This is a genomic window from Gluconobacter sp. P1D12_c (assembly GCF_018812105.1).
Classification (GTDB): domain Bacteria; phylum Pseudomonadota; class Alphaproteobacteria; order Acetobacterales; family Acetobacteraceae; genus Gluconobacter; species Gluconobacter oxydans_A.
In genome coordinates this window covers 254,665-279,465 of record NZ_JACSIQ010000003.1, presented here as the reverse complement: position 1 = coordinate 279,465, position 24,801 = coordinate 254,665, and the positions used below count along the sequence as shown (strand labels likewise).

Genomic DNA, 24,801 nt, shown 5'->3' with positions numbered 1-24,801 from the left:
CTATTCCCTGACCTTAATGTGCCCAGATCGCCTTCCATAGACTCGGCTGTCAAACAATGACCGCACGCGGAATGCTGTTTTGGGGATAAAATACCGCCCATCGAACCAGCTTCTTTATCCAGTTACACAAAGACAGGCCCAGTGAACCCAGTTTTCAATACTGCCCGTTACCTGAAAATCACGCTTGTCGTCTTCTGTTTCATTACAGTTGTGGCAGCTGCAGATACCGCCCTGTGGCATCACGTCACCACCAGAATGCAGGCACAAATTGAAAACGAAGTCGCGAACCTGAAAGCTACGGGATGGTTTGTAGAGACTGGAGAAATTCGTCGTGGAGGCTGGCCTTTCGGAGCATGGATCGAAATTCAGAAACCCCAGCTCAGCCATAAAAATTTTCCTGCCCAACCGTTTGAAGCTGGCTGGGCAGGTGAGACCTTCAGGCTTGGTGGACCATGGACGGAACTCGTCAGAAACGGCCTCACCGTCTCCCTCTCCGGTCGTCAGGCTGCGCGCATTATCACTTCTTCGGCCAGAGCTACCATTCTCACAGAAGCTTTGAGACTGCACATCTCAGAGGACGGAACCGTGATGTTCCATGCTCCTTCTGCCCAAGTCGCCGTCGCAATGAACCTTGTGGATCAGACAGTCGCGCTGTCCCGCCCTTCTGGACGCATCCTCCTCCAACCCCAGGCCTCAGCAGGAGCCACACGCCTCGGACTGGATCTGTTGTCTTCCACTCTCAGCACATCATTTTTGAATGCTGCCAAGTATCCACTGCACAACGCTCATCTCGTGGTAGCTCTCACAACGTCCAGCACACATCCTGAAAGTCCACTTTTTAGTCCTGAAGGCTATGAGCGCCTACTTGTGCAGACAGCATCATTTTCGATGGGGTCGGAAGCGACTTCTGCACATCTTTCCTTTTCCGGTGAACTGACATACCCAGCGCTCAACGGCCACCTCACCCTGACGCTTCTGAACTGGCATGATGCCGCCGAAAAAATCCTAAATATTCCGCGCCTTCAGGCCTTGCTTGCTCCAGACACGCGCGTCTTCCTTGAACGCATTCTGCACGCAACGCCCTCATCCGGAATGACAGAAAGTCATCCTGTTGTCGCAGAAGTTTCCGTCGTGAACGGTCATGCTGCACCTGCTCTCGAACAACTTTTGCAAACAATCTCCACACAAAAAATTGACGCGTCACATTTGCGCGAGTAGACGCAGGGAATGTTTTGATTTTTGTCAAAACCATGGCGCGGAAAGAAAACTATTCCCGTGCTGCGGCTTTCAAGATTCAGATCCGGGTCATGCGTGCAGTGCGGTGCGCATGGTCTCAGCTCATTCCTGACTTCTAGGGTGCGAGCGTAGCTGACGGGTCCATGCGGGCCGGTTCTGCGGTCCGCCTCCCAAGCAGAAGGCACCATCGCAATGTTTGGCCTGTCGGCTTTATTTCTCGCGCGATTTCAGTTCGCGTTTACAGTCGGGTTTCACATCGTATTCCCGGCATTCTCGATCGGGCTTGCTGCCTATCTCGCCGTTCTTGAAGGCCTCTGGCTCAAGACGGGACGCAGCGCCTATCTGGATCTCTTCAAATACTGGCTGAAAATCTTCTCCGTCGTATTCGCGATGGGCGTGGTTTCCGGTCTGGTCATGTCCTACGAGTTCGGCACCAACTGGTCCCAGTTCTCGCAGAAGGCTGGCCCCATCCTCGGCCCGATGCTGGCCTATGAAGTGATGACGGCCTTCTTCCTTGAAGCCGGCTTCCTTGGCGTCATGATGTTTGGCCTCAACCGTGTAGGCAAAGGCCTGCACTTTGGCGCCACCTGCATGGTCTCGATCGGCACGCTGATCTCCATGACGTGGATTCTTGCCTCCAACTCATGGATGCAGACGCCACAGGGCTACATCATCGATGAAGCCACAGGTCGTTTCCTGCCGGGCAACTGGTGGCAGATCATCTTCAACCCGTCCTTCCCGTTCCGCCTCGTGCACATGGGACTGGCAGCGTTCCTGTCCGTCGCATTCATCGTGGCTGGCGTCGCTGGCTGGCATCTGCTGAAGGCGCGTCGTGAAGGCCGTCAGGCGTCCGAACAGGTCCGTTTGATGTTCTCCATGGCTATGTGGATGGCTGCCATCGTTGCTCCGGTCCAGTTTCTGGCAGGTGACACGCAGGGTCTGAACACACTGGAATACCAGCCTGCCAAGATCGCCGCGATGGAAGGCGACTGGGACTCCGAAGGCCGTGCGCCGGAAATCCTGTTCGGTATTCCGGACATGGAAAACGAGACGACGCACTACAAGGTCCAGATTCCGCTCCTCGGCTCCCTGATCCTGACTCACAGCCTCGATGGCAAGGTGCCGGGCCTCAAGGACTACCCGAAGGATCTGCGCCCGTATTCGCCGCTGCTGTTCTTCTCCTTCCGTATCATGATCGCCCTTGGCTCGCTCATGGTTCTGGTTGGTCTGTGGTCTCTCTTCCTGCGCTGGAAGGGCAGCCTTTACAGCAACGCGATGCTCCATCGTGTCGCTCTGTGGATGTCCCCGGCAGGCTTCATAGCCCTGCTGTGTGGCTGGATCACGACTGAGGTCGGCCGTCAGCCATACACGGTTTATGGCCTCCTAAAGACCTCCGACAGTGTCTCCCAGATCGCTCTGCCGAGCATGGCGACGTCGATGGTTGCCTTCGTGATTGTATACTTTGTGGTCTTCGCAGGCGGCATCACCATTCTCCTGCGCAGCTTCGCAGAAGAGCCTCACTCTGGTGAGGAAGGTCCGTCCGAGCACGAGCCGCAGATGTCCGCTGGTACCACGCAGGTCTCACATCACCCCCACAATGCTGGTCTGGCGGAGTAAGCGATCATGACCGAATCCGCCGCTTTCTGGCTTCCCGTGGTCTGGGCCGTTCTCGCGGCCTCTGCCATCTTCCTCTACGTCATTCTTGACGGCTTCGACCTGGGCATCGGCGTCCTGTTCCTCAAGGAACGGGATCACGATCACCGCAACGTCATGGTCAACACGGTCGCCCCTGTCTGGGACGGCAACGAAACCTGGATGATCTTCGGCGGCGCTGCACTCTACGGCGTCTTCCCGGTTGCTTACGGCACAATCCTTCCCGCGCTGTACCTGCCCATCCTGTTCATGCTGCTGGCTCTCATCCTGCGCGGTGTCTCCTTCGAGTTCCGCTTCAAGATGAAGTCTCCCGGTTCACAGCTGTTCTGGGATGCATCCTTCTGCGGTGGCTCCATCGTTGCAGCATTCATGCAGGGTGTGATCCTCGGGACGCTGGTGCAGGGCATTCCCGTCCAGAACAACGTGTTCGTCGGAACCTCGCTGGACTGGCTGACGCCGTTTGCACTGTTCTGTGGTGCCGCCGTCACAATCGGCTACGCGCTTCTGGGCTCCACATGGCTCATCTGGCGCTGTGAAGGCGAACTGCAGGATACGATGCGTCGTGTTTCCTACGGCCTTGCTGGCCTGATGCTGCTGACGATCGTCGCTGTATCCGTCTGGACGCCACAGCTTCACACGACCTACATGCAGCATTGGCTGGAATGGCCACAGCTTGCTCTGGTCCTGCCGGTTCCCGTCGCTGTCGTAGCTGTCGCTGGCGCGCTGTTCCTGGGCCTGCGCAACCGCAAGTCCCACCTGCTACCGTTCATCTCGACACTAGGTCTGTTCTTCCTGTGCTTCTCCGGTCTCGGAATCAACGTGTGGCCGTATATCGTGCCACCGACCATCACGATCTGGCAGGCCTCTTCGCCACCAAGCAGTCAGGCTTTCGTCCTGTTCGGTGCGATGTTCCTGCTGCCAGTCATCCTCGGCTACACAATTTATTCCTACTATGTGTTCCGCGGAAAAGTGACGAACGAGCATCACTACCACTGACCTTCAGGGAGTTCGCGCCATGAGAATCGAGTACGGAAAGCCCAACCAGAAAACCGGCACCGTCGCCTGGATGAAACGGGTGGGATGGTTCGTATTCTTCTGGCTCAGCGGTGTCCTCGTCGTTGGCGTGGGCGCTGAACTCCTCAAGAGGATCATCTTCGGCGGCCATCACTAACCGAGGCCTCCCAAAGAAAAACCCCGCCCCTGAAAGGCGGGGTTTTTCATGCCCTCAGAAGGTATCTTTCTGCCGACGCAAGTCCGCAAAATGCGACACATCGGACGCTCGCAGAAATGGATTCGTGGCCCGCTCTGTTCCCAGAGAGACTGGCAATGTCGGTCTCCCCGCTTCCAAAAGCGTTTCCACTTCCGCTGCCCGCGCTTTCAGAGCCTGATTGTCTGGATCGACATGCAATGCAAAGGCGACGTTCGAGCGGGTGTACTCATGTCCGGCACAAACCAGCGTGTTATCAGGCAGTGCATCATAACGATGAAGACTCCGATACAGCTCTTCTGCTGTCCCCTCCAGCAGGCGCCCACATCCGACACTGAACAGCACATCACCACAGAACAACGCAGGCACTTCAGGCACAACATAGGAAAGATGCCCGACAGCGTGTCCCGGCGTTAGAAGAACGTCCACTTTAGTGGATCCAATATGAAAACTGTCACCATCTTCAAGGCCACGATCCAGCTTGGGGAGCCATTCCTGCTTCTGGGATGGGCCGAACACTTTCGCGCCATATCGTTCGCGAAGGGCTTCCACCCCTCCCTTATGATCCGCGTGGTGATGCGTCAGAAGAATCAGATCGAGACGCCCTTCTCCCAACACGTCCATGACTGGGCCAGCTTCGCCTGGGTCCACGACAGCCCGCGTCCCGTCTTCTGCTTTCAAAAGCCAGACATAATTGTCTGACAAAACCGGAATGGACTGAATATCAAGTGACATGACAGTTCCCCTGAACTGAGCTTGCTGGTTAGATACTTCCATGCTGACGCGCCTGACACGCACCCGTTCCGAAGATGCCGCCGCTTTCTATCAAAGCTGGGCAGGCCAACGCACAGCCAGTCTCCTCAACCGAAGATTGAACAGTCTCCTGCCAGACCTCCGGGCGCGTCGACTTCTCGGGATAGGGTACCCCGGCCCCTATCTTCCTGCCACAGCCGGGTGCGCAGTTTCTGCACGTTTGCAGCATCCCCAGACCCAGCGCCCATTTCACCACATCGTTCAGGACTGCCTGATTGAGAGCGGGCGCCTGCCTTTCGATGACCTGTCGATGGATACCGTGCTGGTCGTTCATGGACTGGAGTTTACCCGTTCAGCAGCAGAGTTTCTCCGCGCCGCCTGGAAGGTCATGACGGATGACGGCTACCTGATTCTCGTCGTACCCAACCGCTCCGGCTACTGGGCTCATACGGATGCAACACCTTTTGGTCACGGCGTCCCCTTCAGCACCAGACAGTTAACGCGGCTGCTGGAGCAGGGACTGTTCCAAATCGAACACCATACTGGCGCACTCATGACGCCCCCTGCTCTGCTGTCGCGTCTTTCAGGCACACTTCCAGAACGCGTTGGAAAAATGATCCGCTACCCCTGCGCGGGCGTCCATATCGTGGTGGCTCGCAAGAACGTCTATGCAGGCCTTCCCCTGATGGACGAAAAAGCGCGTGTGACCGTCCCCAGACAGGTTGCAGAACCTGCCTGAAAAACGCCTTCTTTGTGGCGAATTCTTGACCCTAGCTTCCTGTGCCGTAAGAGTGCGTTCCATGTCGTTGATCCAGTCCCTCAAACTTGTCCTGTCGCCGCCGCATCGCGCTGCGACTCCCTTCCTCGCTGCTGGTGCCTTCGTTGGCATCATCGGCCGCCTGACGCCCTGGCGGTTCACGCGTCTCATCGGAAAGGCTGGCATCGCATTTTCTGCATTCTGCCTGTACTTCTTCCGGGATCCGAAGCGCACACCTCCACCGGGATCAGATCTCGTACTGGCATCTGCAGATGGCCGCGTAACGTCAGTCTCTCTCGTTGCTCCACCAGCAGCGCTTGAAATGGGCACAACTCCGGTCTGGCGCGTCTCGACGTTCCTGTCCGTGCTGGACGTGCACATCAACCGGATGCCTGCAGCCGGTCAGGTCACGAAGATTGCCTATCATGCAGGCAAGTTCCTGAACGCCAGCCTCGACAAGGCCTCAGAGCACAACGAGCGCAACGAAATCCGCCTGACCCTTGCGGACGGCCGCAATATCGGCGTCGTGCAGATCGCAGGCCTGATTGCCCGCCGCATCCTCTGCTTCGTTGAAGAAGGCGAGCATCTGGAAGCTGGCGAACGCTTCGGTCTGATCCGTTTTGGCTCCCGCACAGACGTATATCTGCCGCCGGGTGTTGAGCCGATCGTTGTTGAAGGCCAGACCATGATCGGGGGCGAAACCGTCCTGGCGAAGCTCTGAGCCAGAACGCGCCAATGACCATTCCCGAGACGGCTGAACCCAACCGTCCTGCCAGACGCCGCCGCATTCGTCGCCGACTGCGCCGCATGGGACGCACCCCCCGCACACGCGTGCGGGGACCGTCCTTTAACCGGCTAATTCCTAACATCCTGACCATGCTCGGCCTGTGTGCTGGCTTGAGCGGGATGCGCTTTGCGCTGGAACACCAGTTTGCACACGCAGCGGTCGCCCTCCTGATCGCAGCCTGCATTGATGGACTGGACGGCCGGATTGCGCGCCTGCTGCGCGGCACAACGCGTTTTGGCGCCGAATTCGACAGTCTGTCAGATTTCGTATGCTTCGGTGTCGCACCGTCATTCGTGCTGCTGATCTGGTGCCTTGAAGATGCCGGGCGCTATGCCTTTGTCCCCTGCATCATGTTCACGGTCTGCATGGCCCTTCGTCTGGCACGCTTTAACGCAAGCCTGGATGACGATGACAAGCCGGATTACTCCGCCAACTTCTTTACCGGCGTTCCAGCCCCTGCTGGCGCAGGTATCGTTCTGTTCCCCGTATTCCTGGGCCTTGAGGCAGACAGGATGCATGCCGAAGGCCTTGCAGCTTTTGCCCGTGCACCCATCGTCTCGGCAGTCTGCCTGATCCTGACAGGTCTGCTGCTGGTCTCGACGCTGCCGGTCTGGTCTTTCAAGAATTTCAAGGTTCCGGCCCGCTATGTTCTGCCGCTCATGCTGGGAACGGGCCTCTATGCGGCCGTTCTCGTTGCGGACCCGTGGGGCGCACTAGCCGCAGCCGGACTTTTTTATGTCGCAATACTGCCCTTTTCCCGCCGGTCTTATCACCGGCTGAAACGGGCCGCTGAAGACATGTCCGAGACGGTTGAAGAAGAAGCAATCTGAACAAAAAAAGCCGCCGGAATGACCGGCGGCTTTTTTTATGTCTCCACAAGGCTGGAAGCAGTCTTCCAGCCATTCGGAAAATACTTATTCCGTGACATCCCAAAGCCATGCTGCACCGCGGACGCCAGAGCTGTCACCATGCAGGTTCTTGACGATTGGCGTTGTGCAGACCGGCGTAATGACGTGCTTGCTCAGAAGCGGCGGAACACGCTCATACAGAGACGCCAGATTAGAAATTCCGCCCCCGAGAACGATCACGTCCGGATCAAGGAAGTTGATTGCGAGGGAACAGGCGCGCGCAAAACGCTCCATATAAAGGTTCAGTGCGCGGATAGCAGCCTGATCGCCGTTTGCCGCAGCCTCTTCGATGCCAGCCGTGTTGCGGTTACCTGGGCCCTTCCAGTCAGCAGCGAGAGCCGGACCGGAAAGATAGCGCTCCATGCAACCTTTGTTTCCACAGAAGCAAGGACGCGGCTCACCATCTTCAGGGAGCGGCCAGGGAAGCGGCAGATGCCCCCATTCACCAGCAATATGGTGGCGGCCTTCAAGCACACGCCCGTTATTGACAATGCCAGCGCCCATGCCCGTTCCGACAATAATGCCAAAAACAGTCTGTGCACCTTTGGCTGCACCATCGGCGGCCTCAGACAGCGCAAAGCAGTTCGCGTCGTTCTCGGTGCGGACAGGGCGGGACAGCGCCGATTCCAGATCCATGCCGAAAGGCTGATCGTTCAGCCAGGTCGCATTGGCATTCTTGATCAGGCCGGTCTCCGGAGAAATCGATCCCGGAATGCCTATACCCAGCGTGGATGTGCTCTGACCGGCAGACACGCGGTGGCTGGGAACAGCCCCCAAACGATGATCCACACTCGTTACGAGATCACGGATCGCAAGAACCGCTTCCGGATAAACACCTGGATTGGGAATTCGCTCACGCAGGACAAGATCGCCCTGACGATTAAGAACTGCGATCTCGATCTTGGTTCCACCGAGATCAATACCAAGGCGATAGTCAGCCATCTCATGCCCTGTGTTGTTTGGCGGCCGTCTGAAAAGAGAGCCTGAAAACAGATTAACGCACTGTATGCGCTCGTCTGATTGAACGTGAAAGCCTCTGTCGGCAAGTCATCCGATCACAAAAAATCAATGTTTCTGTTTTTGTACGATCGAGTTCTGGTCAAACTCCGCCATTCATCCCTCAGCGAGACGCTGAAGACCCAGAAGAATATCCTGGGGAGACGGAGGACATCCTGGAATAGCCCGGCGGACCGGCGTGAGCGCTTTCAAGCCTCCCAAAGTGGCATAATTCGGCCCGAACATCCCGCCATCAACAGCGCAAGCCCCTACAGCCACCAGACTTTTTCCAGCCGGCATCGCGTTCCAGACCCGCTCAAGCATCTGAACACAGGCTCTGCCCATCGGACCCGCAACCAATAGCCAGTCTGCATCTGCCGGATCGGTAACGCGTGCGAAGCCATATTGCTCAAGAGCAAAAGCACTGCCGCATAAACTCTCCACTTCCATGGCGCAGCCTTCACATCCTCCGGTCTCCAATACGTACAAATTGATCGTATCGGGACGGACAGACATGCCTTTGTCGGCAGATACTCTCCATCGCGAGACATTCAGGAAAGCGTGCAGCACACTGAGTGGGCCCATAGTCTGAAACGCTGTCACATCGCCACTCCAGACGGGGCCAGAGCCAGAGACTTTAGCCCGGCGCTTAAACGCTCTGGAACCTCTCCCTGCAACACACGATGCAGAACGGGTAGCAAAGAGACAGCCGGGTCTCGGGCATGGACAGACTCAATCTTCCTATTCTTCAGGCGCACCCAGTACCAGACGTCACCTCTCGCCCCTTCAGCCGCGCCGATGCCTTCCTGCGTGGCTTCAGGTGCAGGCTCGTCATCATCCATGCCGATGCTCCCCAAAATCCGCTTGATTAAAGCCAGAGAATCCCGGATTTCCGTCAAACGCAGCGCATCGCGGGCTGCCGCATCGCCATCGCTGGAGCCTGTTGCCCGCAAAGCATCCAGCCGCATACCGCCTTCCATGCGACGCACATCAAGACTTCGACCCGAAGCCCGACCGACCAGACCACCAACGGCAAATTCACGTGCCTGCGCAGGCGCCAAAACAGCCAGTCCCTTCAAACGGGGTGCAAATACGGATTGCAGTTCGCGCAGTTGCGCCATGCGAGAGTACATGACCTCCAGAACGGCCTGAGCCAGAGGGACAATTTCCAGACCAGACCGCACACCCTCGCACGTAATCACGTCCGTCAGTCGGCGCGGTACGCTCTGCTCTGCACAAGCGGCGGCAATAGCCTCCCGCGCATGCTCACAGTGTGTTGCCAGCAGCCCCGCATCCACGGCACGTGCGGTTCTCGCCATATCGAAGAGGTGGACGGAAATTCGCTCAATTTCCAGAAGGATCATCCAGGCATCCCGCGTGCCTGGACCCGGCTGCAACCCGCGCGCTTGGGCAACAGCCCGGCAAAACGCCATTGGGTGAGCGACAAAACCCCCAGCCGTCATGCGGGCAACCAGAGGGAGTGCCTCTTCAGGCGACAATCCAACCATGCGTTGCAACACACCGCGATGAGCCAGCCCAGCATCGACGGACAGCCCTTGCACTGCGCCGCGCACAACATCGAAAGAGAGTTCGAGCGGACCACTCAATCCTGTTGTTTCCGCACGCAGGCGGCTACGGCCCGCAAGCAAGGGCAAAGCCTGCCCTCCAGGCCCCGGCCGTGAGGACAGCGGCCATGTCGTTTCCCAGAAGCCATCATCAAGGGCAGGACGACCATCTCCGCAGGCACTCATGGCCTCAACGCCCCAGAGATCATAGGCTACGCGTTCCCCCCACTCCGCCGCAGGGAAACGTGAAGATGGCGCCAGATAGCGACGATCTTCCACCGCCGTACTGGCCATCAAAGGGCAATCGCCGTCCAGCAACAGCACGTAAACACGCTGCTCATCCGCCCAGCAGGACAACAGTGACAAAGCTCTGCCGGGTGCAGTCAGCATCGCTTCCCATTGCTCGGGATCAAGATGGTAATGCGCCAGTGCAACCCGCTCACCACTCCGAATGATGCGTTCCATGCTCATCATGGCCGCCACCCAGGCGCTGGATGCCATGCCAGAAGCAGCGGCCCGCAAAGACCGACAAGCAGAAGAACAACCTCAACGGCCGGAACAATGCCACCCTTGAGACTAAGACCGGACGGCATCAGCCCGGCCAGACGAACCTGCCTCAACCCGGGAAGTAGACAAACGATCATCAGCACAAGGAGCAACGGCTCAAGAGAACGACCGATCGCCAACAAAGCGCAAAAGACCGGCCATGGCGCTACGCCAGCAGCGACCATTTCGTATCGACGTCCGTCATTCTGACGTTCCAAAACAGCCAATCCGACAGACGCTACTAAAAGAAGGACAATTGCACTTCCTTCACCAACTGCCGCGGCAATCGCCCCCAGCGCGGACAGAATGGGCAGGAAGACACCGCGCCCTCGGGACTGGCCTGCCATACGCATGATCAGGGTCCCAAACCCTGCGACCAGCACCAGAATATGAACGAGCGGGTGCCCGTCCAGTCGCAACATCAGCAGAATGGCTGCAAACCTCAGACCCGTATCAAGCAGCACGGCATCAGGTTCCGGGACGGGAGACGGCCCCAGACCGGCCATCATGCACAACCCGACGGTCAGCAAAACCGGCCCCAGAGGAGACTGGTCCATCGACAGCAGGGATGCCCCCAGAACTCCCAGAATAACTCCACCGAGACGTGACCTCGCCATGTCCCAGACAATGGCAGCCTTCTGCGCTCCCCGGCCCTCGCGCCAGGCCCAGAGAACCGTTCCTGCGCCGCACAGCACCGTGACGGCGAAAGCTGAATGAACATTCAGTGCCATCAAAGCGCATCCGGTCACCAGAAATGGCAAAATACGTCCAACCCGGTCTCCCGCAGGCGGCAAAAGAAGCGGCATGACCGCAACCACGCAGGAGCACGCGGCGGCGAGCGCATCCGCACCCGGCATCAGCCAAACTGCAATGGGGGTCATGAGAGCACCAGCAATCGCAAACGTGCGACTGCTAACAGCCTGTCGGCCTGGCGGCGTTATGAGCAGCAGAAAAGCGGCCAGAAGCGGCCAGACTGTTACGGCGAACAGCGTTCCAACGGGAGCAAGCGGATGCATCAGTTTTCCTCCACTCGCCGCCAGGCAAGGCGCGGCAACAGCGTCATCCCCAGTGCGCCTAGAACACCCCATAGCGCTACAGCCGCAGCAAAGAACGGCCACGACTGAAGAACACACGCCATGACAATCAGTCCGTCAGCAGCCATCAGCAGCCCTGTAAACTGCACAAGTGCCGGGCCGAAAGCAGCGCCACACAGGCCCACCAGAACCGCTCCCGCTCCCAACACAGGCGCCAATCCAAGACTCGCACCTGAGAGACCAAGTGCCAACAGCAGAAGCAACGCCCCGACCACGGGCAGCACGGCACCGCGATCTGGCACATGACCAGCGAAGCGCCTGAGCCATATCCAGGCACCAATATTCAGACCGATTAACGCGATCGAGGTGAGCAGCGCCAAAAGCCCTCCACAGACTGTCGCTCCCGCAAAAGCACATACCAGACCGTAAAGCGGCAGGCCTCGTCCATCTCGCCCCAGCCCGGCAAGCGCCAGCAGCAGAAGCACGCCAAATCCGACAATCATGTCGCAAACCTCCCGGCGAGCGCGAGCAGAAGCGCCACTCCGGCAAATAGCGCCGTCAGTCGTTCACTGCGTTCCTGTGCGGTGAGCCTCAGTCCAATAAGCACGACCACCACAAGAGCAAGTCGACCCAACAGCCCACCCAATCCTACAAACCAGCCCGTCACATCGCTTCCACCCAGACCAACCGTGATGGGCAGAGCGAGATCAGCCAGCAGCAGAAGCCAGGCCATATTCAGAACTTCCGCAACATTCCGCGACATCTCACGAACCTGACGGCTTTTTTCACCATCCAGACGCTGGATCATATCGTCTTCACGCAGGGGCGGGCAGGAAATCGCCAACGCCAATGCGCATGCGCCCAGCGCACCTTCCAGCCCTGATGCTGGCTCAATGTGCAACATGGCACATAAGCCCCCCAGACCATCCGCGCCCGGTGCCGCAAGCGCAATCAAGGCTTCCGTCAAGCAGAGAACCAGAACGGCAGGGAGAACCCGCCGCCATTCTTCCCTTTGCTGTGGAACGCCTAACATGAGACGACCGGCCAGCAGCAAAAGGCCGATCAGCAGAGGATTGGCGAGAGAAACAAATGCCCCGCCCGTCGTCACCGCAGGCAGAACAACAAAGATCAACAATGCAATGGCCAAGACAAGCGCCAGTCTCGGTGCAACAGACTGTTTTAAGACAACGCCCCAGAAACGGATTGCCCTGCGCATCTGACGTTGAGGCCCGCAAATGGCTTCGCCATTTATCCAGCGAGGCAACTCTGCCAGCGCCCACCCCATGACAGGCGCCAGAGCCAGGAGAATTAAAAGCTGAAACAGCGTCTGAGCGACAGCCCACAGACCGGTCATCATCATGCCGTCAGACCCAGAACCACCAGAACAAGCGCAAGCAGCACAAGCCAGAGCCCCACCGCCATCTGCCGCATATCTGGCATTTGACCGCTCTTAAGCGCCGCCAGCGCCTGAAGACGGATCCGACCACCGACAATCAAACGACGCATGATCCAGGGCAGAGCCGGAGGTTCTTCGAAGAGTCCTGTCTCTGATCGGCCAGTCTGCGTCCCCGGAAGCAGTAAGTTCGCGATAGCCTTTTCAAGACCACGCTCCGTGCGCCACGATTTTACTAAGAACAGCCACATCACACTGAGAATTAACATCAAAGCTGGCACCTTGAGGTGCGCACCGTCTCCGCCACCCAAAGACCAGAACGGCCAGACCCACTCTCCCTCAATGTGATGAAGCACGGGGCTGAACACGCCAAACACTGTCACCGGCAGCAACAGAGCGCCCAAAATAACCCCGCAGACAGCACCTGCGGGACCGATAGGCAAAACGCCCGTGTCGGGCCGACGCCCCACAGTCAAAACATCAAACAGTGAAATCAGGCCGATCAGAAGCCCCACAAGCACTCCAATCACGCTCCAGCCCTGCACACCAGCAGCCAGCCCCAGCGCAGCGTGAATTCCCAGCCACAACACAAGAAAACCCGGCAGGGGCGGAAACGGCAGACGCAGCGTCACGAGGACCGGCATCAGTCTTAGTGCCGGAACGGACAGTGTTATCAGGGCCAGATCCAGCAACAGGCTTTCAAGCGCAATCCGCGCGCCTGTCCCCATGCCTTCATCCTGCGCTGCAATCAGAAGCGTTGCCAGAATGGCAGGCCTGACCAGTCCCAGATCGCCAGGGTAAATTCCCCAGAACACGCTGCGCCCCAAAACGAGCAAAACAAGTGCAGCCAGCCCCGCTGCACAGCCAATAGGGACCACGGCCCCCGCATGCCAGACAAGCGCAACGGCAAGAACAGACGACAACGCTGGAAACAGCGCGCCCTCACACGTAAAGAGCGCCGGCCAGAACAGCAGCGGAAAGAGAGAAAGAAGCGCCAACGTACTGTCTGGCATCAATGCCGAGCATAAGAGAGCTGGCAGCGCCCACCATACCGGGCACGCTTTGCGCTCCTGCGTCATCAGCACGCCAATCGCTACGGCAACAGCCGGGGCAGACGTCAACAATACAGCCGCAAGAGCTGCCGGGAGTGCAAAGCGCCCCCGGCCAACACGGCTTTCCCGGTCTGTCTTGAGAGCAGCAGGAAAGGTCAATGCCGCAAGGCAAAGAGAGACCGGATCAGTATGAAACAGGGCAGAAAAAGTGAGCAGGGTACGGTCCGGTCCAGAGGGAGAACGGGCCGTATCAGATCATGCCCGTCAGATCATGGCGAGAGATACCTTGCGTTGGGGCGGAGGGAAAGCATGATCCAGAACTTTCAGGTCCTCTTCAGTGAGGCTGATTTCCAAACTGGCAACATTGGAGAGGAGATGCTTTGGAGAACCGGCCTTGGGAATAGCCATGACATTTTCCCGACGCATCACCCAGGCCAGTGCAATCTGAGCAGGATCAGCCGGCCCAGCAGACGTCTCATGTCTCCCTGCAATCTCGGCAAGAGCGGGGTGTTGGAGAAGTTCGCCGCCCTGCCCCAGCGGAGAATAAGCCATCGTCACAGTTCCGGTCGAAAGATCATGATCCAGCAGATCAAACTCCGTTCCGCGATGTTCCAGACTGTAAAGAACCTGATTGACCTGACAGGCCCCTGAAAGCGCCTCGATTTCTTCCATGTCATCAACATCGAAGTTCGAAACACCCCATCCCCGGATCAGCCCGTCTGTCTGGAGGTCTTCAAACGCCCGAATGGTCTCTTCCAGCGGCGTACCACCACGCCAGTGCAGCAGATACATGTCCAGCCAGTCCGTATCCAGACGGTCCAGCGAGCGCCGGCAGGCCCGGCGCACGCCGTCATAAGACGCGTTGGACGGGAGGACCTTGCTGACGAGATAAACATCATCCCGTACATCCGCGATGGCTTCACCAACCAGCTTTTCAGACCGGCCGTTTCCATACATTTCCGCTGTGTCGATAACCCGCAGGCCGGCTTCCAGACCCGTCCGCAAACTCTCGATCTCCAGAGCGCGGCGATCTGCACTGTCTCCGACATTCCATGTCCCCATTCCCAATGCAGGAACGGTGGTGCCGTTGCGGAGCGTAACGGTTTTCATAAGGCGTCTCCCGGGAAGAACTCTGTCACACAACGACATACCCCCCGAAGATGTTCCGCCTGAACCTCAGCCGGACTTCTTCCAGCCCCGCTCCTGCTGCTGCCAGTACACAAGAGTATGGCCAGCCGCTTTCAAGGCTACCCATCTTTGACGGGCCCTCTGGACGCTCGCGGGGTCACGCCCATCGAACAGGTCAAAAATTCTTGTGAACGGAGAAAAATCGTCTTCTCCAGCGCCATCAATCCGGAACAGGAACTTTGCGCCATTCGGCACATCAGTCCCTTCTGTCAGCCAGATCGGCTGCCAGGACGCATGACCCATTTTCGCAGTGCCATGCGGAAGCCATACGGGATCGCGGGACGCCCAGAGTGCGGCATCCAGATCCGTAACGGACGCTGCATCGGGGCAACGGACCAAGGCCCGCTCCCCAACATCCAGCGTCTTACCCAGAAGCGCAGGCAACGCCTCTTCCAGAGGCGTCCGCGTCAGATGATAAAATCCGACATCCACTCTCAGGCACTGACCTCATGAGACAGTACGAACTGGTTCAGAAGACGAACCCCAAACCCAGTTGCACCCTTCGGAGCCGTCGGGGACGCCGTCGTCTTCCATGTCGTGCCGGCAATATCCAGATGCGCCCAGACAGTCTCACCAACGAAGCGCTTCAGGAACTCAGCCGCCAGAATGGCACTCCCCGGACGGCCGCCAATGTTCTTCATATCAGCAATGTCAGAGTCGATCTGGCGATTGTAGGCCTCGCCCATCGGCATCCGCCACAGACCTTCGCCAACCTGCTTTCCAGCCTCGAACAGACCGGAAGCCAGCGTGTCGTCATTGCTGAACAAACCTGCGTTTTCCGTTCCAAGACTCACCACGATCGCACCGGTCAATGTGGCCAGATCAATCATCAGCTTCGGCTTGAAACGATCCTTTGTGTAGGCAAGAACATCCGCCAGAACCAGACGGCCTTCGGCATCCGTGTTCAGCACTTCGATGGTCTGGCCGCTATAGCTCGTCACAATATCGCCCGGACGCTGGGCCCGGTCAGACACCATGTTTTCCACCAGTCCGACAACACCGATCGCATTCACAGGAGCCTTGCGGCGCGCCAGTGCGCTCATGAGGCCGATAACCGTGGCGGCACCGCCCATGTCGGTCTTCATCTCGTCCATGCCGGCAGCAGGCTTGATCGAAATTCCACCGCTATCAAACGTTACGCCCTTACCGATGAAGGCCAGAGGCGCTTCATCACCACCGCCATTATGACGGACAATCACGGTGCGGGGCTTATTCGCACTTCCTTGCGCCACACCCAGAAGAGCACCAAAGCCCAATTCCTGCATGGCGGCTTCATCGAGAACTTCCACTTCAAGACCTGTCTCACGGAGCGCTTCGATCCGCGCTGTGAACGTTTCCGGAGACAGAATGTTGGCGGGTTCGCTGATGAGATCACGGGTCAGAAACACACCGCGAGATATGGCATCCAGAGCCGTCCAGCGCGCTTCAGCGGCGGCAACATCCGAAGCCACGACCGTCAAAGCCTTCAGAACCGGCCTCTCGGAAGACTTCTTCGTGCGATACAGAGCAAAGTCGTAACGAGCCAGACGCGCACCCAACGCAGCTTCCGGTGCAAATTCTGCAACATCTGCCGTCAGGGCGAGAACCGCATCAGCCACGCCATCGAGCGCTTTAGCCGCTGAGCCACCAGCATTTTCAACCGCAACCGACCCGACAGCCGAGCCATCCTTCGCCGCACACCCCACCAGAACAACCTGAGACAGACCGGCAGATGGCGCCGTCAGCACAACTGTCTGCCCAGCTTCGCCCTTGAAACCCTTGAAAGACGCAGCACGGCTCAATGCACCAGCCGTCGCGTCATCGAGTGTCTTGAAGGTGCTGTCTTCAAAGGTCGCCTTCCCATGCCCAATCAGGGCAACGGCCTGTGACTGGACGTTGTTCATCGCTGGAAGCGAACCAAAAGAAATATCGAGCATATCGCACCTTTTGCATGGCAGAACCATTTCAGTGCTCCCGTTATCGGGAACAGCGTGCTTCCACACAAGAGGGGAGCAGTTCGATGAGCACAACGGAGACGTCACATGTCACTGCGTTCCGGTTTCATTTTCGCTACAATCATCACCTCCTTCGCGTGCTCTGTTCCGCATGCAACAGCGCAGGCGGCCTCGGGGCAACTCAGCCAGCTCTCACTCCTGCCCCTGCATGCCGGACTGAACACCTTCGAAAGCCCACTAGGACCATTCTCCATCTTTCAGGCATGGCGGGACAACGGAAATGCGTGGGGCTATCACATGTATGTTCTGACGACCGTAATCGACAAAAGAACCAGCGTCATTGGCATCGAAGGGTCTTCAGAAACACCCGATCACTCGTTCGAAGACCATCTGAGAGATTCACCCCACACGGGTGAGGACGCGTTGACCACTATTCAATTCGCTCATGGCGTACTGGATGGAAAACCCGCGACTCTCCTGTTCGAAGCCATTCGAAACCCAAAAGACGGCCCTGTAACCTCTCGTGGCCCAACCATCGTTTACATTTACAGCCTTGTCGCATCAGATGGCGCTCCCGGATGGACACCTCTCTATTTTCGCTTTGTCAAAAAGATCGCTGTTCCGGGAACATTCTGTAGCTCCGATATCGCTCTGAAAGTCGCCACAGGCCTGCCCCTGTCCGCCAATGCGGGGTCACCCTCCTCTCCAGATGGGTGCTTCCCGTAATCACGACGAGGCATCCCTCGCATCAGCACATGACGAAACGCCTTTCATGAAGTAGCCTTGCAGGCATGACCTCAGCCCCCCTCCATACGGTCTCCCCAGACGATGACCGCGCCCTGCTGTCCCTCGCATTCCGTCTGGCCTCGGAAGCAGCGGACATCATCAACGAAATCCGTGCCCGAGGCTTCCTCACGGAAGTCAAGAAAGACGCCTCTCCAGTCACGGAGGCAGATCGCGCCTCTGAAGACCACATCCTGCGTGGCCTGCGCACGGCGTGCCCGTCGCTTGCCGCAATCGGGGAAGAGGAAATGTCCGCGGGGATTGAGGTTACAGCCGGGGACGCCTACTGGCTGGTGGACCCACTGGACGGAACCCGCGGCTTCTCGTCCGGCGGCAAGGACTTCACCGTCAATATAGGCCTGATTCGTGGAGACAGACCCGCTCTGGGCGTCGTCGCACTTCCAGGATACGGACTGATCTACAGCGGGGGCATAGGGCTCGGCGCGCATCGTTTCGATGGCACGACCAGTACCCCTATCCACACGGCCCAACCTTCTGCTGAAGGGCTGCGCGTTCTGGCGTCCAGCCATCATGGGAATACCGAGCTTCTTGAGCGGTGGCTCGCCGGACGGAAAGTCGCGTCCATCGACAAGCTGGCCTCCTCTGTGAAATTCATGCGCGTCGCAGAAGGCGCTGCGGATTTTTATCCCCGTTTCGGGCCGACAATGGAGTGGGACACCGCCGCCCCGCAGGCCATTCTCGAAGCCGCAGGAGGAAGCCTGCTGGATGAAAACGGCCAGCCATTGCGTTACGGCAAGCCCGACCGCCTGAACTCTTCATTTTACTGCACCGGAGGCACTTCGTGAGCGAGACCCTTAACACGGAACGCCTGACTGCTGACACAAACGGAATCCGCCGCGCTGCAGAGCTTCTGAAGGCCGGTAAGCTCGTCGCCTTCGGAACCGAGACCGTTTATGGCCTGGGGGCGCTCGCGTCGTCCGACACCGCAGTCGCGCGTATTTTTGCAGCCAAGGGACGTCCCCGCTTCAATCCCCTCATCAGCCATCTGGCAGATGCAGAAAGCGCCTTTGCAGAGGCAGATCTGCATGGGCGGATCAAAGACATGGCGTATGCACTGGCTGACAAGTTCTGGCCTGGTCCCCTGACGATGGTCCTGCCCCGCGGATCACACTCCACTGTTTCGGACTTGGCTGCCGCTGGCCTGAATACGCTGGCCCTTCGCGTCCCCAGAGGCAAAACGGCTCTTGCCCTCCTCCGTGAGGTTGGCGCCCCCATCGCAGCGCCATCTGCGAACATTTCCGGGACTGTCAGCCCGTCAGACGCTTCACATGTTCTGCGGTCTCTGGATGGACGTATCGATGCCATTCTGGATTCTGGCCCGTGCTCCGTCGGAGTAGAAAGCACTGTTCTGGATCTCACGCGGGATACACCTGTCCTGCTCAGGCCGGGTGGCGTGACGCTGGAAGAACTGACCGCACTCTGTGGCCCAATCCAGCATCCGGACGATTTTGCCGAAGCGCTTCCCTCTTCCCCTGGCAGGCTGGCATCTCATTATGCGCCCTCCCTACCAGTCCGCCTTGACGCCTATGACGTCCGTCCCAACGAAGCACTGCTTGCCTTTGGCCCGGCGCTTTCTAATGCTGGCTTGACCTGGAATCTGAGTGAAACCGGGAATCTAGAAGAAGCTGCGGCACGCCTGTTCGCAGGGTTGCGCTTCCTGGACGCAGAAGGCACCAAACGCAGGCTGACATGTATCGCGGCACAGCCCATTCCCCGTCAGGGCCTTGGACTTGCAATTCGAGATCGGCTACGGCGTGCGGCTGAACCACGCCCACTTTCTCAAGCTCTTGGCTGACACATGGCCGAGAACCGCTTCGATCCCAAAGATATCAAAATTCTTTCCGATATTCTCGCGCTGGTTCTCGCAGAGCCGTCGGGCTCTGCCCAAAATGCGCTCGAAGCACTTCGCCTCCGTGCCAAACGCAATAATCTGTCAGGCGGTGCGCTCAAAAATCTTTTTGCAAGCCTTGCTGCCGATACGGGACGCCAAAACGCAGCCGATCGGGAAAAACAGTTCCGCCAAAGAATTTCTGAGCTTGAGCGCGAACTGCGACAAACCCAGGGTCACCTCCGGTCCGCTCAGGGCGCCCTCAGTCATACGCAGATGGAGAGCCGAGCTCTCATGACGGAGATCGCGACACAGCGTGCCCAGCGCCCGTGGCGTTACATTACAATTGCTTTTGGGATCAGCGCGGGGCTATTGCTTGGGATCGCGACAAGCCAGTTCTACCATAGCCTGACAGACCGGCCTCCGATTGACCGATCAGTCTACTTCCGCTGATACCGTTTTGTTTTTTTGCCTTTCTCCCGTCACAGGCTAAGGATAGATGAAGGGCCATGGCCTCTTCCCCCGGCGCTGCAAAGCGACATCTGCTGCCCCTTCTTGACCGATACGTTCTCCGCCAGCTTGTCATTGCCCTTCTGGCGCTGACGGGAGGAGCCGTCGCGCTCATCTGGCTGACTCAATCGCTGCATTTTGTATCGATGATTGTTCAGCATGGGCTGTCGCTACGTGTCTTTCTGCAGCTTACCTCCCTGATGTTACCGTCCTTTGTGGCAGTTATTCTACCGATCACAACCTTCCTCGTGATCCTCTTCACCTATCAGCGGATGTCTGGCGACCGGGAAATGACCGTCATGCGCGCCGCTGGTCGTTCCCCTCTGGAACTGGCACGCCCCGGCCTGATCTGCGCAGGCGCCTGCGTGGGACTGTGCTACGTTTTGACGCTCTGGCTGGCGCCGGTGTCCTATCACGCGTTCCATCGATACGAATTCCAGATCCGCAATCAGATGGCCGCCTTCCTGCTGCAGGATGGTGTTTTCACGAAGGTCTCTGGGGACATGACCGTGTATGTCCGCTCCCGGGATTCAAACGGGCTGCTGCACGGTGTTCTGGTGGAAGATGATCGTGACCCGGATGCCCATACGACCGTTCTGGCCGAACGGGGCACGATCGTAACCGTCAACGACAAGCCTCGCGTCGTCCTTTACAATGGCTCTCGTGAGGAAATTGACAGGCATACAGGGCGACTGAACGTCCTGACATTTGGCCGCAACACGATTGATCTAACGTCCTCCCGCCAGAACAACCATGAAGAGCGGGACGCATCGGAAATGCCATTGCACGATCTATTCCACCCGGATCCAAACGAGGTGTCTGAGCGTGACAGGGGCAAATTTGCAGTCGAAGGGTGGCATCGCCTGACCGCGCCACTGACTGTGTTATCCTTCGCCATGATCGGGCTTGTGGCTGTTCTTAGGGGGACGTTCTCCCGCCATGGAAATATCACCCGTCCTCTGATCGCCATTCTGACAGTCGTTGGGCTTCTCGCACTTTCGCTCATGCTCCAGAATTTCGCTGGTAGAAATCTTGCTCTTGTTCCCCTGCTCTGGGTTGCAGCCCTTCTTCCAAGCATCATCTGTGCAGCTCTTCTGTTTGCCGAGCAGTGGACCGGAACCACGCGCCAAACTGGACGCCCTTCATGAAATCCACCACTGACGGGTATCGGAGCTGGTTTTCCACGCTCATCCACACCCTGAAACCACAGGAAGCAGAAGTCGGGTTTTCTACGACCCTGGCGATCTACATCGCACGTCATTTCACGTTGAATACGCTGTCGATGGTTCTGGCTCTGACAGGGCTTGTGTCCCTGTTCGACTTCATTGACCTGCTCAGGCGCGCCGCAACCCGGCCCAATGTGCCCACCAGCCTCATTCTTGAAATCGCAGGGCTACACATTCCGTATTACGTCATTTACGTGCTGCCGTTTGGTATCCTACTTGGCGGAATTGTCTGCTTTTCCCGCCTGACACGGTCGTCCGAACTCATCGTCGCCAGAGCCGCAGGTATTTCTGCCTGGCAGTTCCTTGCCAGTCCTCTCGCCTGCGCCCTCCTGATCGGTCTGTTCACAACCACCGGTATCTCAGCCCTTTCCTCTTCGATGTATCGGCAGGCGGAGCTTCTGGATCAGTCTTATCTTCGAACAGGCGGTGGCGTTCTTACACTCAAAGGTGGTGAACTCTGGCTCAGACAAGCTGACGAAGGCCTGACGCCGCATGGCGTCGCCATTCTCCACGCCCAGAACGTCAAACTTGCGCAGGATACGCTCGATGTCTCCGGCGTGACCATTTTCCGCCTGGATGACCGGGACCGTCTGATTGTCCGCGTCGAAGCGCCAACCGGAACGCTCGCCCACCAGCAGTGGAGCCTGAATGATTCGTCTCTGCTGCATCCGGATCATCTGCCGGAAAAAATCGGAACCCTGAGCCTTCCGTCCGACCTTACGGTCAGTCGCATTCAGGAAAGTTTTGCATCGCCCGATACGCTGTCGGTCTTTGCTCTACCCAGCTTTATCTCCCTTCTGGAGCGGTCCGGTTTCCCTTCAATTCGGCACAGGTTACATTTCCAATCGCTTCTGGCTCTTCCCATCCTTGCTGGTACAATGGCATTGGTGTCCGCAGGGTTTTCGATGCGTCCTGCGCGACGCGGCGGAGTGGCCCGGATGCTTGGATCGGGAATTGCTGCAGGCTTTGCGCTTTTCACGATCTCGAAAGTGGCTGAACAGTTTGGTGAATCTGGCGCTTTGCCGCCGGTTCTTGCTGCATGGGCGCCCACGGGCGCAGGGCTCTGCCTTGCGGTCGCGCTTTTGCTGCATATGGAGGATGGTTGATGTCGGTGCCCCGGTGGCTCCCAAAACGCGCCCGCAGATGCGTCTCTCTTGCAGGCGTCGCCCTGACGGGAACTGCGCTCGTGGCGCCGCAGGACATGTTTGCCAATACGATGCAGCGCGACAATTCGCATATCATCGTCATTGGCAAGCCGACGTCCGAGCACGACCCTCTCACCTATCTGGCTGACAGCGAAAGCTACGCAAAGAACGGTCTCGTCACCTGGGAAGGCAATGTCCGCATCTGGCAGGGCGACCACGCTCTCCGTGCCGACAAGATCACCTATGACCGGAACACAGGCGTTCTGGCAGCGCGCGGCCATGTCGCCATCATGGAACCGGACGGCAGCACCACCTATGCCGCCTATATGGAATTCAGCCATGGCATGCATGACGGCATTGGCACGTCCATCTACATGCAGATGCAGGACAATGCGAAGCTGGCCGGTAACGGCATGCGTCGCACCAATGGCCTGATCAATGATCTCTCACATGCCGTTTATACGGCGTGCAAGATCTGCGAAACAAACCCTGACGCTCCGCCGTTCTGGCAGTTCCAGGCCTATGGCGCGACGCAGGATGCCCAGCACAAGCGTATCGAGTTCAACCATGCCTGGTTGAAAATGCTCGGCCTTCCAGTGTTCTATTTCCCGTTCTTCTCGATGTCCGACCCGTCGGTCAAGCGACAAAGCGGCTTCCTGATGGCCGGTATCAGCCCGCATGACCGCTATCTTGGAACGTATTTCACCCTTCCATATTTCTGGGCCATTGACGACAGTCAGGACCTCACCGTTCGTGGACTGGTCTCCACAAAGACCGGCCCGGAAATCACCAGCGAATATCGCCGCCGTTTCAACTTTGGCACGCTGGATATCACGGCCGGTGGCGCATACGACACCAACCGAGAAAGCCGCTACGTCAATACGTTCGGAAACAACGTCAATTCTTCAGGCGAATATGGCCTTCAGGGTTACGTGTTCGGTCAAGGCAATTTCGCAATCAACAAGCATTGGCAGGCAGGAATCAACGTCAATCTGGCGACGTCGGCCAACTACATGCGAGATTACCGCGTCCCTGGTTACGGTCAGGAATCGCTCAACTCGAACGTCTATCTTGAAGGCTACGGCGTAGGCGCCTACGCCCGCCTCGACGCACAGGCCTATCAGGGCCTGAACCAGGGCGTCATTCAGAACTCCGAGTTGCCATGGGCACTGCCGCGCTTCACCTACGCCTATCAGGGCCAGCCTGATGCACTGGGTGGGCGTTTCAGCATGAACACTACAGATTTTGACGTGTACCGTACAAAGGGCGTGTCTGATCAGCGTGGCCAGCTTCAGATGCAGTGGGACCGTCCGTTCCACAACAGTCTGGGCCAGCAGTGGCTTGTAACGGCACGGTTGGACTCAAACGTCTATCGGGCCACTCGTCTCGCACAGCAGCCGACCTATTACGCAGTTGGCGGCACAAAAGTCACAGGGCAGGTTCTGCCAACCATTGCCGTCAAGATGAACTGGCCGTTTCTCCGTTCCTTTGCTCGCGGACGTGGCACGCAGATCCTTGAACCTATTGTTCAGCTGATTGCCGCGCCGAACACCGGCAACTCAGCCAACAGCAATATGCCGAATGAAGACAGCCTGACGTACGAGTTCACCGATACGACAATGTTCGCCCTGAACCGCTATGCTGGAACAGATCGTCTCGATGGCGGCCTGCGCGGCAATATCGGAGTTCATCAGAGCTGGACGTGGAACGGCCACTCCATCGACATGCTGGTGGGTGAAAGCATCCAGGAGCACATTACAAAGAACCGCATCCCGTATTCCGGCCTAGATCACCACCTCTCGGACCCGGTTGGCCGTGTGCGTTTCACACCCAACAAGTACCTCGATGTAACGGCCCGCGGACGTTACAACCCCTGGACACACCAATTCGACTATGGCGAAGGCCTGTTCAGCGCTGGCATTCCAGCTTTGCGCTTTAGTGCAGGCTATCTCTACGCTCCGGTAACACCCTATTATTACTACGCCACCAACTATCGTGAAGGCGGCGTAAACTCGCCTTATCTGGTCAAGACGAACGAAATCACAGGAAGCGTGGCGACGCACTGGCGTAATTATCACGCCTCTGGCTTCTTCCGGCGCAGTCTGTCCCGGAAACAGTTCGTCGCAAACGGGGGAGACATTGGGTATTCCAACGACTGCTTCGGGCTGGATATCATGTATATCAAACAGTACACACGGATCGGCGGCGAGCAGCGGAACACCACTGTGATGTTCAACTTCACGTTCAAAACGATCGGCACTTTCGGAATTAACGGCTGA

25 protein-coding genes are annotated in these 24,801 nt (G+C 58.0%); 14 read left to right on the top strand and 11 right to left on the bottom strand.

Translation table 11 applies throughout. The features are described from left to right. Window positions 1-141 precede the first annotated feature (141 nt). From KP705_RS05165 to KP705_RS05150, 4 genes are all read left to right on the top strand, one after another. On the top strand, window positions 142-1,218 hold the full coding sequence (locus KP705_RS05165) for a DUF2125 domain-containing protein (protein ID WP_215764134.1): 1,077 nt from the start codon (window positions 142-144) through the stop codon (window positions 1,216-1,218). Window positions 1,219-1,428: 210 nt separating this feature from the next. Further along, the gene (locus tag KP705_RS05160; RefSeq protein WP_046901266.1) at window positions 1,429-2,853 is read left to right on the top strand and encodes a cytochrome ubiquinol oxidase subunit I; all 1,425 of its coding nucleotides are present in this window, start codon (window positions 1,429-1,431) and stop codon (window positions 2,851-2,853) included. Between the two features lie 6 nt (window positions 2,854-2,859). Continuing rightward, the gene (cydB, locus tag KP705_RS05155; protein WP_046901265.1) at window positions 2,860-3,885 is read left to right on the top strand and encodes a cytochrome d ubiquinol oxidase subunit II; all 1,026 of its coding nucleotides are present in this window, start codon (window positions 2,860-2,862) and stop codon (window positions 3,883-3,885) included. A gap of 19 nt (window positions 3,886-3,904) precedes the next feature. Beyond that, window positions 3,905-4,060, top strand: coding sequence for a DUF2474 domain-containing protein (locus KP705_RS05150; RefSeq protein ID WP_152659240.1), 156 nt, complete (start codon window positions 3,905-3,907; stop codon window positions 4,058-4,060). A 54-nt stretch (window positions 4,061-4,114) separates the two neighbouring features. Here the strand turns inward: KP705_RS05150 and gloB are convergent, their stop codons facing one another. Further along, the gene (gloB, locus tag KP705_RS05145) at window positions 4,115-4,831 is read right to left on the bottom strand and encodes a hydroxyacylglutathione hydrolase (RefSeq protein ID WP_215764133.1); all 717 of its coding nucleotides are present in this window, start codon (window positions 4,829-4,831) and stop codon (window positions 4,115-4,117) included. A 40-nt stretch (window positions 4,832-4,871) separates the two neighbouring features. Here gloB and KP705_RS05140 point away from each other — a divergent pair, with 40 nt between their 5' ends. The 3 genes from KP705_RS05140 to KP705_RS05130 all read left to right on the top strand — a co-directional run bounded on the left by KP705_RS05140 (window position 4,872) and on the right by KP705_RS05130 (window position 7,223). Then, window positions 4,872-5,588, top strand: coding sequence for a methyltransferase domain-containing protein (locus tag KP705_RS05140; protein ID WP_046901263.1), 717 nt, complete (start codon window positions 4,872-4,874; stop codon window positions 5,586-5,588). Window positions 5,589-5,649: 61 nt separating this feature from the next. Then, on the top strand, window positions 5,650-6,327 hold the full coding sequence (locus tag KP705_RS05135; protein ID WP_046901262.1) for a phosphatidylserine decarboxylase: 678 nt from the start codon (window positions 5,650-5,652) through the stop codon (window positions 6,325-6,327). 14 nt (window positions 6,328-6,341) lie between these two features. Then, a complete protein-coding gene (locus KP705_RS05130) occupies window positions 6,342-7,223 on the top strand; it encodes a phosphatidylcholine/phosphatidylserine synthase (protein ID WP_046901261.1) in 882 nt (293 codons plus the stop codon). An 84-nt stretch (window positions 7,224-7,307) separates the two neighbouring features. Here KP705_RS05130 and KP705_RS05125 read toward each other — a convergent pair whose 3' ends face one another. The 10 genes from KP705_RS05125 to KP705_RS05080 all read right to left on the bottom strand — a co-directional run bounded on the left by KP705_RS05125 (window position 7,308) and on the right by KP705_RS05080 (window position 16,991). Continuing rightward, complete coding sequence (locus tag KP705_RS05125; protein WP_203547610.1) at window positions 7,308-8,243, bottom strand: ROK family protein; 936 nt, start codon at window positions 8,241-8,243, stop codon at window positions 7,308-7,310. Between the two features lie 171 nt (window positions 8,244-8,414). Next, window positions 8,415-8,882 (bottom strand): hypothetical protein, encoded by a 468-nt coding sequence (locus KP705_RS05120; protein WP_215764153.1) that lies wholly within the window; start codon window positions 8,880-8,882, stop codon window positions 8,415-8,417. A 14-nt stretch (window positions 8,883-8,896) separates the two neighbouring features. After that, window positions 8,897-10,363 (bottom strand): hypothetical protein, encoded by a 1,467-nt coding sequence (locus tag KP705_RS05115; protein ID WP_252348229.1) that lies wholly within the window; start codon window positions 10,361-10,363, stop codon window positions 8,897-8,899. Continuing rightward, window positions 10,333-11,424, bottom strand: coding sequence for a hypothetical protein (locus KP705_RS05110; RefSeq protein WP_215764132.1), 1,092 nt, complete (start codon window positions 11,422-11,424; stop codon window positions 10,333-10,335). Before KP705_RS05110 ends, KP705_RS05115 begins: the two co-directional genes overlap by 31 nt. Continuing rightward, a complete protein-coding gene (locus KP705_RS05105; protein ID WP_046901257.1) occupies window positions 11,424-11,945 on the bottom strand; it encodes a hypothetical protein in 522 nt (173 codons plus the stop codon). The genes KP705_RS05110 and KP705_RS05105 overlap by 1 nt, the downstream gene beginning before the upstream one ends. Next, window positions 11,942-12,802, bottom strand: a complete 861-nt coding sequence (locus KP705_RS05100; protein ID WP_215764131.1) for a hypothetical protein — start codon at window positions 12,800-12,802, stop codon at window positions 11,942-11,944. The genes KP705_RS05105 and KP705_RS05100 overlap by 4 nt, the downstream gene beginning before the upstream one ends. Further along, the gene (locus KP705_RS05095; protein ID WP_215764130.1) at window positions 12,799-14,046 is read right to left on the bottom strand and encodes a hypothetical protein; all 1,248 of its coding nucleotides are present in this window, start codon (window positions 14,044-14,046) and stop codon (window positions 12,799-12,801) included. The genes KP705_RS05100 and KP705_RS05095 overlap by 4 nt, the downstream gene beginning before the upstream one ends. A gap of 105 nt (window positions 14,047-14,151) precedes the next feature. Further along, on the bottom strand, window positions 14,152-14,997 hold the full coding sequence (locus KP705_RS05090; protein WP_046901254.1) for an aldo/keto reductase: 846 nt from the start codon (window positions 14,995-14,997) through the stop codon (window positions 14,152-14,154). A 66-nt stretch (window positions 14,998-15,063) separates the two neighbouring features. Then, on the bottom strand, window positions 15,064-15,507 hold the full coding sequence (locus tag KP705_RS05085; protein WP_064274998.1) for a DNA polymerase III subunit chi: 444 nt from the start codon (window positions 15,505-15,507) through the stop codon (window positions 15,064-15,066). A gap of 2 nt (window positions 15,508-15,509) precedes the next feature. After that, a complete protein-coding gene (locus KP705_RS05080) occupies window positions 15,510-16,991 on the bottom strand; it encodes a leucyl aminopeptidase (protein ID WP_215764129.1) in 1,482 nt (493 codons plus the stop codon). Between the two features lie 105 nt (window positions 16,992-17,096). Between KP705_RS05080 and KP705_RS05075 the strand changes: the two genes are divergently transcribed. The 7 genes from KP705_RS05075 to KP705_RS05045 all read left to right on the top strand — a co-directional run bounded on the left by KP705_RS05075 (window position 17,097) and on the right by KP705_RS05045 (window position 24,801). Then, window positions 17,097-17,735, top strand: a complete 639-nt coding sequence (locus KP705_RS05075) for a hypothetical protein (protein WP_215764128.1) — start codon at window positions 17,097-17,099, stop codon at window positions 17,733-17,735. A 65-nt stretch (window positions 17,736-17,800) separates the two neighbouring features. Continuing rightward, on the top strand, window positions 17,801-18,598 hold the full coding sequence (locus KP705_RS05070; RefSeq protein ID WP_215764127.1) for a 3'(2'),5'-bisphosphate nucleotidase CysQ: 798 nt from the start codon (window positions 17,801-17,803) through the stop codon (window positions 18,596-18,598). After that, entirely contained in the window at window positions 18,595-19,608 is a 1,014-nt protein-coding gene (locus KP705_RS05065) for an L-threonylcarbamoyladenylate synthase (RefSeq protein WP_215764126.1), read from the top strand. Before KP705_RS05070 ends, KP705_RS05065 begins: the two co-directional genes overlap by 4 nt. Window positions 19,609-19,611: 3 nt before the next feature. Then, on the top strand, window positions 19,612-20,094 hold the full coding sequence (locus KP705_RS05060; RefSeq protein WP_064275000.1) for a hypothetical protein: 483 nt from the start codon (window positions 19,612-19,614) through the stop codon (window positions 20,092-20,094). A 56-nt stretch (window positions 20,095-20,150) separates the two neighbouring features. Continuing rightward, entirely contained in the window at window positions 20,151-21,299 is a 1,149-nt protein-coding gene (lptF, locus tag KP705_RS05055; protein ID WP_046901247.1) for an LPS export ABC transporter permease LptF, read from the top strand. Then, window positions 21,296-22,483, top strand: coding sequence for an LPS export ABC transporter permease LptG (gene lptG, locus KP705_RS05050; protein WP_080951481.1), 1,188 nt, complete (start codon window positions 21,296-21,298; stop codon window positions 22,481-22,483). Before lptF ends, lptG begins: the two co-directional genes overlap by 4 nt. Further along, on the top strand, window positions 22,483-24,801 hold the full coding sequence (locus KP705_RS05045; RefSeq protein WP_046901246.1) for an LPS assembly protein LptD: 2,319 nt from the start codon (window positions 22,483-22,485) through the stop codon (window positions 24,799-24,801). The genes lptG and KP705_RS05045 overlap by 1 nt, the downstream gene beginning before the upstream one ends.